This window comes from Luteibacter sp. SVR4-7G (assembly GCF_056755555.1).
This window is the reverse complement of the sequence record NZ_JBPGXO010000005.1, coordinates 111,521-125,858: the sequence shown is the minus strand read 5'-3', so window position 1 is coordinate 125,858 and position 14,338 is coordinate 111,521. Positions and strand designations below refer to the sequence as shown.

Annotated in this window: 14 protein-coding genes, 1 tRNA gene and 1 other RNA gene; 5 read left to right on the top strand and 11 right to left on the bottom strand. The window is 68.5% G+C overall.

The genetic code is table 11. The features are described 5' to 3' along the window. Positions 1 to 270: 270 nt before the first annotated feature. Positions 271 to 1,860, bottom strand: coding sequence for an ArnT family glycosyltransferase (locus tag ACR9ZH_RS03590; protein ID WP_481289381.1), 1,590 nt, complete (start codon positions 1,858 to 1,860; stop codon positions 271 to 273). A 32-nt stretch (positions 1,861 to 1,892) separates the two neighbouring features. Here ACR9ZH_RS03590 and ACR9ZH_RS03585 point away from each other — a divergent pair, with 32 nt between their 5' ends. From ACR9ZH_RS03585 to ACR9ZH_RS03570, 4 genes are read left to right on the top strand one after another with little or no spacing between them, the layout of a single operon-like run. Beyond that, the gene (locus ACR9ZH_RS03585) at positions 1,893 to 2,834 is read left to right on the top strand and encodes an AAA family ATPase (protein ID WP_481289380.1); all 942 of its coding nucleotides are present in this window, start codon (positions 1,893 to 1,895) and stop codon (positions 2,832 to 2,834) included. Then, positions 2,834 to 3,790, top strand: a complete 957-nt coding sequence (locus tag ACR9ZH_RS03580; protein ID WP_481289379.1) for a DUF58 domain-containing protein — start codon at positions 2,834 to 2,836, stop codon at positions 3,788 to 3,790. Before ACR9ZH_RS03585 ends, ACR9ZH_RS03580 begins: the two co-directional genes overlap by 1 nt. Next, the gene (locus ACR9ZH_RS03575) at positions 3,787 to 5,781 is read left to right on the top strand and encodes a transglutaminase TgpA family protein (RefSeq protein WP_481289378.1); all 1,995 of its coding nucleotides are present in this window, start codon (positions 3,787 to 3,789) and stop codon (positions 5,779 to 5,781) included. Before ACR9ZH_RS03580 ends, ACR9ZH_RS03575 begins: the two co-directional genes overlap by 4 nt. Positions 5,782 to 5,822: 41 nt before the next feature. Beyond that, a complete protein-coding gene (locus tag ACR9ZH_RS03570; RefSeq protein WP_481289377.1) occupies positions 5,823 to 6,419 on the top strand; it encodes a Slp family lipoprotein in 597 nt (198 codons plus the stop codon). Between the two features lie 43 nt (positions 6,420 to 6,462). On the opposite strand, the gene ACR9ZH_RS03565 is transcribed toward ACR9ZH_RS03570, so the two are convergent. From ACR9ZH_RS03565 to ACR9ZH_RS03530, 8 genes are all read right to left on the bottom strand, one after another. Continuing rightward, positions 6,463 to 6,807 carry a histidine triad nucleotide-binding protein gene (locus tag ACR9ZH_RS03565; RefSeq protein ID WP_481289376.1) on the bottom strand — a complete coding sequence of 115 codons (345 nt, stop codon included), beginning with the start codon at positions 6,805 to 6,807 and terminating at the stop codon, positions 6,463 to 6,465. Positions 6,808 to 6,826: 19 nt separating this feature from the next. Next, complete coding sequence (gene recR / locus ACR9ZH_RS03560; RefSeq protein ID WP_481289375.1) at positions 6,827 to 7,429, bottom strand: recombination mediator RecR; 603 nt, start codon at positions 7,427 to 7,429, stop codon at positions 6,827 to 6,829. Positions 7,430 to 7,448: 19 nt separating this feature from the next. Further along, positions 7,449 to 7,772: a YbaB/EbfC family nucleoid-associated protein gene (locus ACR9ZH_RS03555; RefSeq protein ID WP_306847417.1), complete on the bottom strand. Its 324-nt coding sequence runs from the start codon at positions 7,770 to 7,772 to the stop codon at positions 7,449 to 7,451. Next, positions 7,769 to 9,484: a DNA polymerase III subunit gamma/tau gene (gene dnaX / locus ACR9ZH_RS03550; protein WP_481289374.1), complete on the bottom strand. Its 1,716-nt coding sequence runs from the start codon at positions 9,482 to 9,484 to the stop codon at positions 7,769 to 7,771. Before dnaX ends, ACR9ZH_RS03555 begins: the two co-directional genes overlap by 4 nt. Before the next feature lie 76 nt (positions 9,485 to 9,560). Beyond that, positions 9,561 to 9,657, bottom strand: an RNA gene (gene ffs, locus ACR9ZH_RS03545) — signal recognition particle sRNA small type. A gap of 23 nt (positions 9,658 to 9,680) precedes the next feature. Beyond that, a tRNA-Ser gene (locus ACR9ZH_RS03540) sits at positions 9,681 to 9,771 on the bottom strand. A 206-nt stretch (positions 9,772 to 9,977) separates the two neighbouring features. Next, the gene (locus ACR9ZH_RS03535; RefSeq protein ID WP_481289373.1) at positions 9,978 to 10,736 is read right to left on the bottom strand and encodes an MBL fold metallo-hydrolase; all 759 of its coding nucleotides are present in this window, start codon (positions 10,734 to 10,736) and stop codon (positions 9,978 to 9,980) included. After that, positions 10,733 to 11,461: a 3-deoxy-D-manno-octulosonic acid kinase gene (locus tag ACR9ZH_RS03530; RefSeq protein WP_481289372.1), complete on the bottom strand. Its 729-nt coding sequence runs from the start codon at positions 11,459 to 11,461 to the stop codon at positions 10,733 to 10,735. Before ACR9ZH_RS03530 ends, ACR9ZH_RS03535 begins: the two co-directional genes overlap by 4 nt. 44 nt (positions 11,462 to 11,505) lie before the next feature. On the opposite strand from ACR9ZH_RS03530, the gene ACR9ZH_RS03525 reads away from it, so the two are divergent. Next, the gene (locus ACR9ZH_RS03525) at positions 11,506 to 12,585 is read left to right on the top strand and encodes a glycosyltransferase family 9 protein (protein ID WP_481289371.1); all 1,080 of its coding nucleotides are present in this window, start codon (positions 11,506 to 11,508) and stop codon (positions 12,583 to 12,585) included. Positions 12,586 to 12,589: 4 nt separating this feature from the next. Here ACR9ZH_RS03525 and ACR9ZH_RS03520 read toward each other — a convergent pair whose 3' ends face one another. Continuing rightward, positions 12,590 to 12,994, bottom strand: coding sequence for a DUF6165 family protein (locus tag ACR9ZH_RS03520; RefSeq protein WP_481289370.1), 405 nt, complete (start codon positions 12,992 to 12,994; stop codon positions 12,590 to 12,592). 45 nt (positions 12,995 to 13,039) lie between these two features. Then, positions 13,040 to 14,326, bottom strand: a complete 1,287-nt coding sequence (locus tag ACR9ZH_RS03515) for an Nramp family divalent metal transporter (RefSeq protein WP_481289369.1) — start codon at positions 14,324 to 14,326, stop codon at positions 13,040 to 13,042. Positions 14,327 to 14,338: the final 12 nt, after the last annotated feature.

The window sequence follows — 14,338 nt, the reverse complement described above, 5'->3', positions numbered from 1 at the left end:
CGGAAGCTGGCGCGCCAGCTCCCAGGCTCGGCCTCAAAAGATGTCGCGCGCAGGCGCGCTCCTACATGGCGCTGCGTCGCTCAAGGTTGCTAACCCCGGTACGCGTCCATCCATCTGCGTCGAACGCCACGGGCAGCGGGTGTCGCATTGTAGGAGCGCGCCTTGCGCGCGACGGCCTTTCGCACCAGTCCGGAAGCTGGCGCGCCAGCTCCCAGGCTCGGCCTCAAAAGATGTCGCGCGCAGGCGCGCTCCTACATGGCGCTGCGTGGGTCAGGGAGATTGCGAGGCCCTGTACGCGGCCATCCAGACGATGCAGTCGTCCGGGTTGCCGACGACGCCGCGGGATGCTTTCGCCCTGCCCTCGTACAACGCGAAGCTGCGCCGCTTGTCGAAGGCTTCCACGCGCTCCACGGGCCGCACGATATCCACGCGCGAACAGATCGAACCGAGCCAGTTCCGCGCCTCGGCGTCGCGCAGTTTCGACTCGTCCACGACCAGAAGGACCCTGCTCCCCGCATGCGTCGCAAGGCCGGCCTCGTCGAGCTTCCACGCGGCGAGCTGGGGCGCGCGGCCATGCTTCACGTTCAACGGGCTGTCCAGCGAATAGACCGTATGCGGCGCGCCGAGCGCGAAGCGCAGTTCCGCCGCGAGCATGAAGTTGTCTGCGACGAGGATGGCGTCCGGCTGCGTCGCGAGTCGCGCTTCCACCGCGGCCGCGCTTTCATGCCATCCGGTGAAGTTGGTGGGAAACGCCTTCAGGCCGGCAAGCACCGTCGCGCCATGCGCCGACGCGGCAAGGCCCAGGTAACCGAGTCCGGCGGCCAGGCCGAGGCCCGCCAGCACGAACCCTGCATACACCACACGTCGCCACGTCTTTCCGGACTCGCGCAGGAGCAATGGCAACGCCACGCACGCCACGAGGTATCCCGGCAGCGGCCAGTGCGCACGGAAGCGCAGGTCGTCGGCGAACAGCCCGAGGACGAAATAAGCCACGACGAAGGTGCCCGCGATGACGGCGAGCGCATCGAACGGCGCTTCCGCCCGCCGGCGCCAGCCGCGCCAGATCGCCCAGAGCATGGTCACCCACGCTAGCGGCGTGCAAGCCACCGCCTGCTCGAGCGGCTGCACCAGGGCGTCCGCATGAAATTGCCACGGATTCCGCTCGACGAGCTGGAAGGCCACGCCCGCGCCACGCGCGCCCAGGTTGTAAAACACGATGGGCAGCAAGCCGAGCGCCGCCACGCCCATCGCCAGCCAGAACCCGCGACGCCGCCACTGCATGCGCCCGCGCGGCGTGAGCGCGAGGAACAGGAGGCCGCCAAGCATCGGCATGGCCGCGCGGTAATGCGTCATCCATGCGAGCGCGAGGCCAAGGCCCAGGAGCAGCCAGTCGCGCATGCGGTTCCGGTCCAGCGCCGCCAGCAAGCCCTGCAACGCAAGCAAGGTCGCGAAGGTCAGCGGTACGTCCGGCAGCGCGAGCACGCCCAGGCTGCCCACCAGCGGAAGCAAGGTGGCGAACGTGGCTGCCCGCCAGCGGGCCGCCTCGCCGCCATAGCGCGCGGCCATCGCGCCCACCTGCCACGGCAGGAGCGCACCGATGAGCAGGAACGGCAGGCGCATGGGCAGCAGGCCATGACCGAACAGGCCTTCGGACAGTGCGATGAGCCATGCCGTGAGCGGCGGCAGGTCGCTGTAGCCCCAGGCAGGCGCAAGGCTCTCCTGCCAGTAGAAGGCCTCGTCACCGAAAGGCGACAAGGTGCACGCTATCACCAGCTTCGCGAGACACGTCGCGGCGAACGCCGCGAGAAAGATGCCTCGCCAGGATCCCGCGTGCGCGGCTACACTCGAACGCTCACTCATCGACATGGCCAGGACGGGGGGCACACGCGTAGATGTCCGTGACGAATCCACTCCACGATGAAGTGCTCCGGCACCGGCTGGATGCCGCCCTGGCCCAGGTCAACGGCGTGCTGCTGGGCAAGCCGCGCCAGGTGAAGCTGGCCTTCACCTGCCTGATCGCCGGCGGCCACCTCCTGCTCGAGGACGTGCCCGGCGTCGGCAAGACGACGCTCGCGCATGCCCTGGCCGCCACGTTCGATCTCGAATTCCAGCGTATCCAGTTCACAAGCGACCTCCTGCCTTCCGACATTATCGGGGTCAGCGTCTACGAGCGCGAGACCGGCGAATTCCGTTTCCACCCCGGTCCTATCTTCACCAGCCTGCTGCTCGCGGACGAGATCAACCGCGCCACGCCCAAATCGCAAAGCGCCCTGCTCGAGGCGATGGCCGAGGGCCAGACGACGGTGGACGGCGTGACGCGCGAACTGCCGAAGCCCTTCTTCGTGGTCGCCACGCAGAACCCGCTGGACCTCGCCGGCACCTTCCCCCTGCCCGACTCGCAGCTCGACCGCTTCATGCTGCGGCTGAGCCTCGGCTACCCCGAACCGGCCGCCGAGCGCGCGCTGTTCGTCGGCGAGGATCGCCGCGACATGATGGCCGCGCTCACGCCGCGGGTGGACGTGACGGCGATCGCCCAGTTGCATGCGGCCGCCCTCGCCGTGACGGTCAGCGGGAGCCTGCTCGACTATCTTCAAGCCCTGCTCGGCGCCAGCCGCAAGCACAACGAGGTGCGCGTCGGCCTTTCGCCGCGGGCGGGCCTCGCCCTGCTGGCTGCCGCTCGCGCATGGGCATTGCTCAGCGGGCGCGACTACGTCATCCCAGAAGACCTGCAGACCGTCTTCGTACCCGCCGCCGCCCACCGCCTCGTGCCGGCGCGCGGCAGCCACCGCGAAGCCATCGCGCGCGCCATCCTCGCCGAGACGCCGGTGCCCTGATGCTGCCGCTGGCCCCGCGGCTGGTCGCCTGGGCGGAACGCCGCCTGCCTTCGCTGACCCGGCTCCGCCAGCCGGAACCGTTGCCGATCCAGCTCCATCGCAGGCGCATCTACATACTGCCTACCGGTTTCGGCGTGGGTTTCTCCGTGTTGCTCGCGGTGATGCTCGTGGGCGCGCTGAACTACGCGAACAATGCGGCGCTGATGCTCACCTGCCTGCTCGGCGCCGCCACGTCGGGCAGCATGCTCGTGGCGTTCCGGGTGCTCAACGGACTCACCATCGGCGGCATTCGCGCCGGCACGGCACGGGCCGGCGACGCCGTCCGCGTATCGCTCGAGGTCGGCGCCAGCCAGCGCGAACGCATGGCGGTGCGGCTCGACGTCGCCGGCCGCGAATTCGTCTTCGTCGTGCCCGCCGGCGCCGCGACGACGGTGGAGTTCGAACTGCCGACCGAGTTCCGCGGATGGCTCGCCTTGCCGCGCATGCGCGTGCATAGCCGCTGGCCGCTGGGCCTGTTCCGGGTATGGAGCTGGCTGCACCCCGATCGCGCGGTACTCGTCTATCCGCGACCCGAAGCGCTGGGTCCGAAGCCGTTCGAACCGCGCGGCGATGCCGACCGGGGGCGGCCGCGTCCCGGCGACGAACTGGCCGCCCTGCGCGAATACCGCCCCGGCGACCCGCGCCGGCAGATCGCCTGGAAGCTAAGCGCGCGCCACCACGGGCTGCTGGTGAAGGACCTCGAACAACCCGCGCCGCAGGAAGATTGGCGGCTGGATTGGGACGGCATGCATGGGCTCGACGACGAATCGCGCATCGCGCGGCTCGCCCGCTGGATCGACGAGGCGCGCGAGTCGGGGCGGCGCTGGAGCCTGCGCCTTCCGGACGGCTATTTCGACGTGGCGCAGGGCGACGAGCACTACCACCGCTGCATGACCGCCCTGGCCTTGCGCCCATGACCGGCAGCCGCCCGTCCCTGAGGCGCAAGCCATCGACCGAACCGGTGCTCGGCCAGCGGCCGTTCGACCTGCTCTGCATCACCATGGGCTTCGTGTTGCTGGTGCACGCGGCGCACCTGCCCTGGTGGCTGACCGCAGTGTTGGCGGTCGTGCTCGCAGCGCGCTGGCGCCAGCGCCACAATGGCGGCCGGAACGCGCCCTTGTGGATCAAGATGCCGCTCATCGGCCTGCTGCTCGGCGCGGTCGTCGTGCAGCACGGCACGCTGTTCGGGCGCGAGCCCGGCAGCGCGTTCGCCGTCGGCCTGCTGGTGCTGAAGCTGCTGGAAAGCGAACATCGGCGCGACGCGCGCGTGGGCATAGCCTTTGCCTGTTTCGCGCTCATGAGCGCCCTCCTTTTCGACCAGGGGCTCGTCGCCAGCTTCTTCGTCTGCCTAGGCATCGTTCCCGCACTGGCGACCTTGCGCTCGCTCGAAGAGGTGGAGCCGCAGGCCACGCCCTGGGCGCGCGAATTCACGCCGGTACTCCTCGCCCTGCTCGCCGCCGTGCCGCTGTCGCTGTTCGCCTTCCTGTTCGTGCCCCGCCTGAGCACGCCGTTGTGGGGCACCCCGCAGAACTCGCAGGCCGTCACCGGACTGTCGAACCGGCTGTCCCCCGGCGACATGATCGACCTCATGACCGACGACACGCCGGCGCTCCGCGTGACCTTCGCGGGCGCGCCGCCGCCGAATGCCGCGCGCTATTTTCGCGCGTACACGATGCAGTCGTTCGACGGCACAGGCTGGAGTCCCGGCTTCCGCAATTTCCGGCGCCCTCCCTCGAAGGCCGAGTACGGCAGGCCGTTCACCTACCAGCTGTCGATGGAACCCACGCACGACCGTGTCGTGCCCATGCTCGATCTCCCCACGGCCGCGCCGGCGGACACCGTGATGCGGGCCGACCACACGGTGCAGGCAAAGCAGCGCATCGACGAGGTGACCTCGTTCACCGGCTTCGCCGCCAGCGAATACCGGCTCGAACCCGCGCTCGACGACGACGTCCGGCGCGAAAACCTGTTGTTGCCGATGGGCATAGGTCCCCGCGCCCGGGATCTCGCCACATCGTGGGTCCAACAGTACGGCGACGACCGCGCCGCGATCGTCCGCGCCGCGCTGGCCTTGTTTCACAAGGATTTCTCGTACACGCTGGCTCCCGAGCCCCTGGGCCGCGACCGCATCGACGACTTCCTGTTCGAGACCCGTGAGGGGTACTGCGAGCACTACGCCTCCGCCTTCACCTTCCTGATGCGCGCCGCCGGCCTCCCGGCCAGGGTGGTTACCGGCTACCAGGGCGGCTACTGGAACACCACGGGCAACTACCTGCTGGTGCGCCGCTCGGACGCGCACGCCTGGTCAGAGGTATGGCTCGAAGGGCGCGGCTGGGTCCGCTTCGACCCCACTGCCGCGGTGCGGCCGGAACGCGTGCAGCTCGGTGCGGCCGCGGCGAACGCTGGACACGGTGGCGGTGAAGGCCTGCTCGATTTCACCTGGCTGCGCGAGCTTCGCGACCGCTGGGATGTCGTCAACCAATGGTGGAACCGGGGCGTTATCGGATTCGACGCGCTACGTCAGCAGGGACTGCTGCAGCCGTTCGGTATTGCCCGCGCCGAAGTGTCGGACCTGGCTTTGATCTTCGCCATCGGATGCGCTCTGCTGGTCGCCGTGGCTTTGGGTTGGGCCCTGTTCCAGCGTCGCGAAGGCGATGCCCTGGACGCATCGATGCGGCGGCTGGAGCGAAAGCTCGCCCGCGCAGGCGTGGCGCGAAGGACGGGTGAAGGACCGAAGCATTTCCTTGCACGCGCGGCGCGTGCGTTGCCAGGGCAGAGAAATGCATTGGAAAGGTTGGGCGAGCTTTACTTGCGGTCGCGCTACGGGCATGACGAACCGCCGCCTGAATCGGTCACACGATTCCGGCGCGAGGTGAAGGAATTAAAGACGCGCCGCGTGGTCAAATAAGGGCATGGTATCGGCCGTGCCCGGTACTCAGGAGACGTGACATGTCCATGTACAAACCGCTGGCCATTGCCGCGGCGACTCTCGCACTCGGTGCATGCGCCACGGTGCCCCAGCCGCTGCAGGGCCAGTTCAACGACGTATCCACGGCCGGTGCCCAGCAGGGTGGCGCGCCGGGCGCCAAGGTGCGTTGGGGCGGCGAGATCATCAAGACCGAGCCCGGCCCGCAGCAGACCTGCTTCTTCGTCCTGTCCGAGCCGCTGGACGACCAGGCACGTCCCACCGCCGGCAAGAACGAGAGCCAAGGCCGCTTCGTCGCCTGCCGCGACGGCTTCTACGATCCGGAAGTATTCGTCCGCGGTCGGGAGATCACCGTGACCGGTACGCTGCGCGGCGCGGTCACGCAGAAGGTCGGCGAGTTCGATTACGCCTACCCGCGCGTCGAGGCCGACGTGGTCTACCTCTGGCCGAAGCGCGTGCCGGTCACCCGTTACCCGGCAGGCTTCTACGACCCGTTCTGGGGTCCGGGCTGGGGTCCGTACGGTTACGGGCCGTGGGGCGATCCGTTCTGGTACCGCCCGCGTACGATCATCGTGCCGCGGCCGATCTATCACAATCCGCCGCCACGTCCGCACAAGTGATGCAGAAGAAAGCCGGCGCAAGCCGGCTTTCTTCGTTTCTGCCTCAGCCCGGAGGCCAGGTCATCTGCCTGCCGGCGAGCAGGTGCACGTGGATGTGGAAAACGGTCTGGCCGCCATGGCCATTCGTATTGATCACCGTGCGGTAACCATCCTTCGCCAGCCCCTGCTCCCGCGCATACGCCGCGGCCGCGAGCAGCAGTTTGCCGAGCAGTTCGGCATCGCCCAATGCGGCGTCGTCGAGCGTGGCGATGGCCCGTTTCGGAATGAACAGCACGTGCACCGGCGCCTGCGGATTAAGGTCGCGGAAGGCGAGCACATCGTCGTCTTCGTAGACGATGTCGGCGGAAACTTCGCGGCGGACGATCTTGGCGAAGATGGTGTCGGTCATCCTGGAATCCTCATGGCGATCAGCCGAGCGACTGCCGGCTGCCGAAAGCGTGGGCCAGCGTGCCGCGGTCGACGAACTCGAGTTCGCCGCCCAGCGGTACGCCGTGGGCGAGACGCGTGGCGCGGATGCCCGCGGCCCTGGCGAGCTGCCCGATGTAGTGGGCGGTGGCTTCGCCCTCCACGGTCGGGTTGGTCGCGATGATCATTTCCTCGATCTCGCCTTCGCCCAGCCGCTCAGCCAGCAGGGGCAGGCCAAGTTCGTCGGGACCGAGGCCATCGAGCGGCGACAGGCGGCCGAGCAGCACGAAGTAGTGGCCGCGGTAACCGGTGGCCTGTTCGATCGCGGCAAGGTCCGAGGGCGATTCCACCACGCACAGCACCTGCCGCTCGCGGCTGGCGCTCGCGCACAGCGAACAGACCGGCGTTTCGCTGAAGTTGCGGCAGCGCGTGCAGTTGCCCACGTCGCGCATGGCCGACTCCAGTGCGGAGGCCAGGCGCAAGCCACCCTGCCGCTCGCGCTCCAGCAGGTGGAAGGCCATGCGCTGCGCGCTCTTGGCACCCACGCCGGGCAGGCAACGCAAGGCGTCGATCAGTTCGCCGAGGAGGCGGGAGCCGTTGCTCATCGTCAGCCGCGTTCAGTCATCAGAACGGCATCTTGAAGCCGGGCGGCAGGTTCAGGCCGGCCGTGACGCCGCCCAACCGGTTGCGGCTCAGTTCGGCGATCTTGTTCACCGCGTCGTTGACGGCGGCGGCGACGAGATCCTCGGCCATCTCCGGATCGTCCGCGAAGGCCTGGCGGTCGATGTGCACCGAGCGCACCTCGTGGCCGCCGGTCATCGTCACGGTGACGAGGCCACCGCCGGCGCTGCCGGTGATTTCCGTCTTGGCGAGTTCGTCCTGCGCACGCTTCATCTCGTCCTGCATGCGCTGGGCCTGCTGCATGAGCTGACCGATTTGACCTTTCACGTTCCTGGCTCCACGGGTTTGATCGATTGCGGGATGACGCGCGCGTCGAATTCACGCTTGAGCGTCTGTACGAACGGGTCGGCTTCCATCGAAGCTTCCGCGTTGGCCTGCGCGTCGCTTGCCGCCTGCGCCCTGCGCTCGGCCGGCGTGCCGAGGTTGCCCCGGTCGGCGACAAAGCGGAAACGGACGCGGCGGCCAAGAGCCTGCGAGACCTTTTCTTCCATCTGGCTGGTGAGCGGTTCCACCGCGAGGTGCATGTGCGAGGGCGTGAGCGCCAGCACCATGCTCTCGCCGTCCACTTCGCGCAACGAACAGTTCTGCGCCAGCTGACCGATCGGGCCGCGCAGGCTGGCGCGTTCCACGATGTCGTGCCAATCCGGCAGCCCGTTCGCGCCCACCGCGATGGGACGCGGCGGCGCCGCCGGCGTGGGCGCTGCCACCTGGACGGCAGGCGCCGGCGCGGCCTGGCGCGCAACTGGCGCCGGTGAGGACGGGCGCGAGGCTGGTGCCGCGGGGGCCACGTCAGGCCCCGCTGCACCTTGTGGGAGCCGCTTCAGCGGCGATCCCGCGGCAGCGGGCCCGTTCGACGCAACGCCGCCCACCGGACGCGCCGCCGACGCACCCTCCCCCGCCTCCGCCGGACGGAACGCGTGCATGCGCAGCAGCACCATCTCGAAACCGATGCGCACATCCGGCGCCATCGGCAGCTCGCGCCGTCCGTTGGTGGCGATCTGGTAGTAAAGCTGGACGTCTTCCGGGGCGAGGCGCTCGGCCAGGCTGGCAAGGCCGGCGTCGCTCTCTTCGCCGCGATAGCCCGGCACCAGCTGGATCAACTGCACGCGATGCAGCACGGTGGCGAGGTCGTCGAGCACGCCGCCGAAATCCGGCGAGAACGAGGCGATGCGATCGGCCTCGGCCATGAGCGCCGCACCGTCGCCGGCCGCCAGCGCTTCGAGCACGCCGAGCACCTGGCCACGCTCGACGCTGCCGAGCATGGCGCGCACGTCCGCCGCGCGCAGCGAGCCGCCGCCGTAAGCGATGGCCTGGTCCAGCAGCGAGAGTCCGTCGCGCAACGAGCCGTCGGCGCCGTGGGCAAGTTCGGCGATCGCCTCGTCTTCGTATTCGATGGCCTCGGCGGCGAGGATGTGGCGCATCTGCCCGGAAATCTGCTCCGGCAGCAGGCGCTTCAGGTTGAACTTGAGGCAGCGCGACAGCACCGTCACCGGCAGCTTCTGCGGGTCGGTCGTGGCAAGCAGGAACTTCACGTGCGGCGGCGGCTCTTCCAGCGTCTTCAGCAAGGCGTTGAAGGCCGGTTTCGAGAGCATGTGCACCTCGTCGACCAGGTACACCTTGAAGCGGCCGCGCGAAGGCGCGTACTGCGCGTTCTCGATCACCTCGCGCACATCGTCCACGCCGGTGTTGCTGGCGGCGTCGATCTCGAGGAGGTCGACGAAGCGGCCGGCGTCGACCGCGGTGCAGACCGCGCACTCGCCACAGGGATCGGCCGATTCACCGCGCTCGCAGTTGAGCGACTTGGCGAAGATGCGCGCGATGGTGGTCTTGCCGACGCCGCGGGTGCCGGTGAACAGGTAGGCATGGTGCATGCGCCCGGAGTCGAGCGCGTTGGTAAGCGCGCGGACCACGTGCTCCTGGCCCACCAGTTCGGCGAACTTGCGCGGGCGCCACTTGCGTGCGAGGACCTGATAGGACATGCGTAGTACCTTGGGACGACAGTGGATTGTGCCAAGGACCGGGGGGTCGGAAAAGCTTGCCCCCGATAGGCGATGACCCTGCCAGCCACACCCCGGCACCCGAATCGTCCGCTACCGTTGCTTCCTTCCGGACCTGGCGGGGTTTACGGGCTATCGTCGCGGGGGGACCGACAGGGCCACCATAAGAACAGTATTGTGGCGGAGAGGGCGGGATTCGAACCCGCGATACGCTATTAACGTATACACACTTTCCAGGCGTGCTCCTTAAACCACTCGGACACCTCTCCGCACTGGTACTTCCTCTTCCCGGCGTCCGTTCCGGCAAAGAAGCGGAAGGATAACCGGGACGGGGTTGGCGAGACAAGCGGCGCGGCTGTCGGTAAGACTGGCCGTAGGAGCGCGCCTGCGCGCGACGGCCTTTCGCGCCTGTTCACGAGCTCACGCGCCAGCTCCAAGGTACCGCCTCAGAAGATGTCGCGCGCAAGGCGCGCTCCTACCCTGCGGCGGGCCTTGGCGGATGCGGTTCGGGCAGGGCCAGGCGCTCGCCGGGGCGGGCAATGCGGTAGCCGCGCGATACCAGCGTCTCGCCGTCGGCGGCGCTGCCATAGTGATAGAGCGCCATGCGCAGCCGGAACGCCTCGTCGTACTCGCGCTCCAGGTCGTCCACGCCCGTGTGCGACGGATTGCCCACCACGCCGCAATCGTGCGCGATGAGTTCGCCGGTCACGCCGTGGATGGACAGCACCTCGGGGATCGGACGGGTGTCCCCGGTGAAGACGAAGCTGCCGCGCAGCGCCAGGCCGAACGACGTGCCGTGCACGTGGTGCCGGGTGGGAAACAGGTCGAACCACTGGCCCGCATGCCAGAAGCCGCGGCTGCAGGGGATCAGGTGGAAGGCATCCCAGTAGTTCACCCCGCCTTCGGCCAGGGCGCCCGGATAGTCCGCGACCCTCGCCTGCAACCACGGCAGCAACGCGGCATGCAGGAACACCTTCATGCGCCCCCGCCGCGCCTCGTCGAACCAGGAACGGATGAACAGGCCTTCCATCCCCGCCACATGGTCCATGTGAGCATGTGTGACATATAACGCCGGAGGCAGGCTGCCATACGCCGCGAGGTACCGGTGCAGCGTGTCGGGCCCGCAATCCACCAGCAGCACGGGCTCGCCGTCGCGCTCGAGCACGACGGACGACGAGCCGAGCTCGACGGCATGCGCCGCGCCCGTGCCCAGGAAATGCATGTGCCAGCTCATTCGCGCAGGCTCCGTTCGTAATGCTCGACCAGCGACGGCCACCACTCCGAATCGAAGCTGTCGCCCGCCGCGTCGCGCGCGCCGAGCTTCACCAGCGAGCGCTTCAGCCGGGCGAGGTTGGCCTTGCGCCAGCCCGCTGAGGGACGCCGCAGACGGCCGCGGTCGAAATCGATGAGGTAGATGTCGTCGCCGTTCACCAAGATGTTGTGCGCGTTCAGATCGGCATGCCAGGCGCCGGCGCGGTGGAAACGCGCGATCGTGGCCCCGACACGGCCGGCCAGCATGGCGTTGAACGCACCGTCGGCCAGGCGGTCGGCCAGGGTGGCAGCCTCCGGAATGAAGGCGGTGATCAGGTCGGCCGAGTAGCGCAGCCCATGGCGCACGTAGCGCGAGGCGATCGGTGCAGGCACCGGCAGGCCGCGGCGCGAAAGCTCGGCCAGGAGGTGGAATTCGCGCGCGCTGCGGGTACGCCCGCCCCCGGTGAACAGGTAGCGGTCGCCGAACAGGCGCGCGACCATGCCGCCGCGGCGATAATGGCGGAGCACCGCCTCGCCGGCGGGTGTTTCGATGATCGCGACGCCGCCGCGGCCGCCGGGCTGGGAGCGCAGCGCCCCGCGCTCACGCCAGCGGTGCGGCGAGAACCAGTCGGCGTCGACTTGAGGTACACGGGCTGCGTCGAACAGAATCGTCCCGCCCGCGCCCTCCTCCACTCGTTGCTCAGTCATCTTACGGCCGCCTTCCGCGGCCCCACCCATCCGGTAACCCTTTCGTGCCCAGTCTACCAAGCCGCCCACTCCCGCCGGGAGATTCCAGCCTCTGCATCCTGCGCACTTCCGCCATAGGCGACGTGACCCATGTCGTGCCGCTGGTCCGCACCTTGCAGGCGGCGGTGCCGGAAACGCGGCTTACCTGGATCGTCGGCAAGCTCGAAAGGCGCCTCGTGGGCGACCTCTCCGGGGTCGAGTTCGTCACCTTCGACAAGGGCGCCGGCCGGGCGGGCGTGAAGGCCGTGCGCGAGGCGCTTGCCGGCCGCCGCTTCGACGCCCTCCTGCACATGCAGGTGGCCCTCCGCTCGAACCTCCTCAGCCTCGCGGTGAAGGCGGACCGGCGCATAGGCTACGACCGCGCGCGGTCCAAGGACTTGCATGGCCTGTTCGTCAATGAACGGATTCCGGCGCGCAGCGGCGAGCACGTACTGGATGCCATGGCGAGCTTCATCGAGCCGCTGGGCCTGAAACAGACCGAGGTGCGCTGGGACATCCCGGTGCCGGACGAGGCCCATGCCTGGGCGGCGGAGCAGCTTCCCGGCGATGCCCCGACCCTGCTGGTCAGCCCCATGTCGAGCCATACGGTGCGCAACTGGCGGGTGGAACGCTACGCGGCGCTGATCGACCATGCGATGGCGCGTGGCATGCGGGTGGCGCTGGTCGGCGGGCCTTCCGGGCCCGAGCGTGCGCTCGCCGACGCCATCCTCGCCGCGGTCCGGCAGGCCCCGCTCGACCTCACCGGCAAGGACACGCTGAAGCGTTTCATGGCCCTGCTCGCGCGCAGTGCGATGATCCTCACCCCGGACTCGGGCCCGATGCACATGGCCAACGCGGCCGGGGTGAAGGTGCTCGGCCTGCACGCCGCCAGCAATCCTCATCGCTCCGGGCCCTATTCGGACCGGCGCTGGTGCGTGGACAAGTACGACGAGGCCTCGCGCAAGTTCCTCGGCAAGCCGGCCGCAGAGATCCCGTGGGGTACGAAGATCGAGAAACCTGGCGTGATGGACCTCGTCCAGGTCGACGAGATGATCGACCGCTTCGAAGCCTGCGCGGCGTACTTGAAGGCTCCTCTGAACGGCTGAATGATCAGGCCTGCGGCGCGCGGTAGTCCTGGTAGGACTTCTCTTCCACCAGGGTGGAGCCGAGCTTGAGGTTGATCTCGCGCTTGATGGCGGCGCGTTCGTCGTTCTCGAAGTACACGGAACGGGCGAGCTGGATGAACTCCTGGTCGAAGGCCTGGGCGCGTTCCTTCATGCGGATATCGTCTTCGATCTTCCACAGGCGCTGGTTCACGGCCAGCAGGCGCGCCCTCTCGTCGGTGATGTCGACTTCCGACGCCTTGTCGTTATTCCAGGTGGCCTCGAGCAGTTCCAGCTCGTTGCGCACGTTGGCCAGCTTCGCCTCGTCCCGGATTTCCTGCAGCTTGATCTGCAGGATCGTGATCTTGTCGATCAGTTCGCCGTAGGAAACGGGGGTCTCGATGAGGCTCATGGCAATCTCCGGTCGGTCAGGCGCGGGAGGTTAGCATTTTGGCGCCTAGAGCGAGACGACCCCGAAGGCATCCAGGAGCAGCACCACGTTGAGTCCCAGCACCACCAGGGCGGCGATGCTGGCGGCGACGGTCACCGGCACGCGGTTGCGGAAGGCGCCCATGAGGTCGCTGCGGCTGGTGAACCACACCAGCGCCACCATGGGGAACGGCAGCGCGATGCTCAGGGCCACCTGGCTCATCACCAGGGCATGGGTGGCATCCACGCCGGCGAGCACCACGGCGAAGCTCGGCAGCATCGTGATCGATCGGCGCAGCCACAGCGGGATGTGGAAGGCGACGAAGCCCTGCATGATCATCTGCCCCGCCATCGTGCCCACGACGGAACTGGAAAAACCCGAGGCGATGAGGGAAACCAGGAAAATCGTCGCCGCTGCCCCACCGAGCAACGGCACGAGGGTCTGGTAGGCCGTCTCGATCTTCGCCACGTCCGGATGACTGCCATGGAACGCACCGGCGGCCATCACCACCATCGCCAGGTTGATCAGCCCGGCCACGGAGAGCGCCAGCACCACCTCCAGGTTCGACAGGCGGATGATCCGCCGCCGCTCGTCCGTGGTCTTGGGGCGCGCGCGGCGTTCGGTGAGACCCGAGTGCAGGAACAAGGCGTGCGGCATCACGGTCGCGCCGATGATGCCCACAGCGATGGCGATCGCCATGCTGTCGGGAAGGTTGGGAACGAAGATCTGTTCGGCCAGCGACTTCCAGCCGATCGGCGCGATGAACAGCTCGGCGAGGTAAGACAGGCCCACCACCCCTACCATCGCGCCGATGGCGAGCTCGAGCCGGCGGTAGCCCTTCCCTTCCAGCAGCAGGAGGCCGTAGGTGACGATCGCGGTGATGCCCATGCCCACCAGCAACGGCAGGTGGAACAGCAGGGCCAGGCCAATGGCGCCGCCGAGGAACTCGGCGAGGTCGGTCGCCATGGCGGCGATCTCGCTGACCACCCACATCAGGTAGACGAGGGGCCTCGGCAGCCGTTCCCGGCAGAGCTGTGCGAGATTGCGCCCCGTGACGATACCAAGCCGCGCCGACAGGCTCTGGAACAGCATCGCCACGAGGTTGGCGAGCACCACCACCCATAGCAGGCCGTAGCCGTAGCGCGCGCCGGCCTGGATGTTGGTGGCGAAATTGCCGGGGTCGATATAGGCGACGGATACGACGATGGCCGGCCCCGCAAAAGGCAACAGGGCGGACAGGCCCCGCCGGCGCCCATCGAGCACCTCGCGCATGGCCGGTTCTTCTTGACGCTCCGGGATGACTTTCTGGAGCATGCTCAGGGACCC

Coding starts and splice junctions, on each gene's coding strand:
- ACR9ZH_RS03590 (WP_481289381.1), bottom strand. CDS start 1,860: ATGAGTGAGCGTTCGAGTGTAGCCGCGCACGCGGGATCCTGGCGAGGC.
- ACR9ZH_RS03585 (WP_481289380.1), top strand. CDS start 1,893: ATGTCCGTGACGAATCCACTCCACGATGAAGTGCTCCGGCACCGGCTG.
- ACR9ZH_RS03580 (WP_481289379.1), top strand. CDS start 2,834: ATGCTGCCGCTGGCCCCGCGGCTGGTCGCCTGGGCGGAACGCCGCCTG.
- ACR9ZH_RS03575 (WP_481289378.1), top strand. CDS start 3,787: ATGACCGGCAGCCGCCCGTCCCTGAGGCGCAAGCCATCGACCGAACCG.
- ACR9ZH_RS03570 (WP_481289377.1), top strand. CDS start 5,823: ATGTCCATGTACAAACCGCTGGCCATTGCCGCGGCGACTCTCGCACTC.
- ACR9ZH_RS03565 (WP_481289376.1), bottom strand. CDS start 6,807: ATGACCGACACCATCTTCGCCAAGATCGTCCGCCGCGAAGTTTCCGCC.
- recR (WP_481289375.1), bottom strand. CDS start 7,429: ATGAGCAACGGCTCCCGCCTCCTCGGCGAACTGATCGACGCCTTGCGT.
- dnaX (WP_481289374.1), bottom strand. CDS start 9,484: ATGTCCTATCAGGTCCTCGCACGCAAGTGGCGCCCGCGCAAGTTCGCC.
- ACR9ZH_RS03535 (WP_481289373.1), bottom strand. CDS start 10,736: ATGAGCTGGCACATGCATTTCCTGGGCACGGGCGCGGCGCATGCCGTC.
- ACR9ZH_RS03530 (WP_481289372.1), bottom strand. CDS start 11,461: ATGACTGAGCAACGAGTGGAGGAGGGCGCGGGCGGGACGATTCTGTTC.
- ACR9ZH_RS03520 (WP_481289370.1), bottom strand. CDS start 12,994: ATGAGCCTCATCGAGACCCCCGTTTCCTACGGCGAACTGATCGACAAG.
- ACR9ZH_RS03515 (WP_481289369.1), bottom strand. CDS start 14,326: ATGCTCCAGAAAGTCATCCCGGAGCGTCAAGAAGAACCGGCCATGCGC.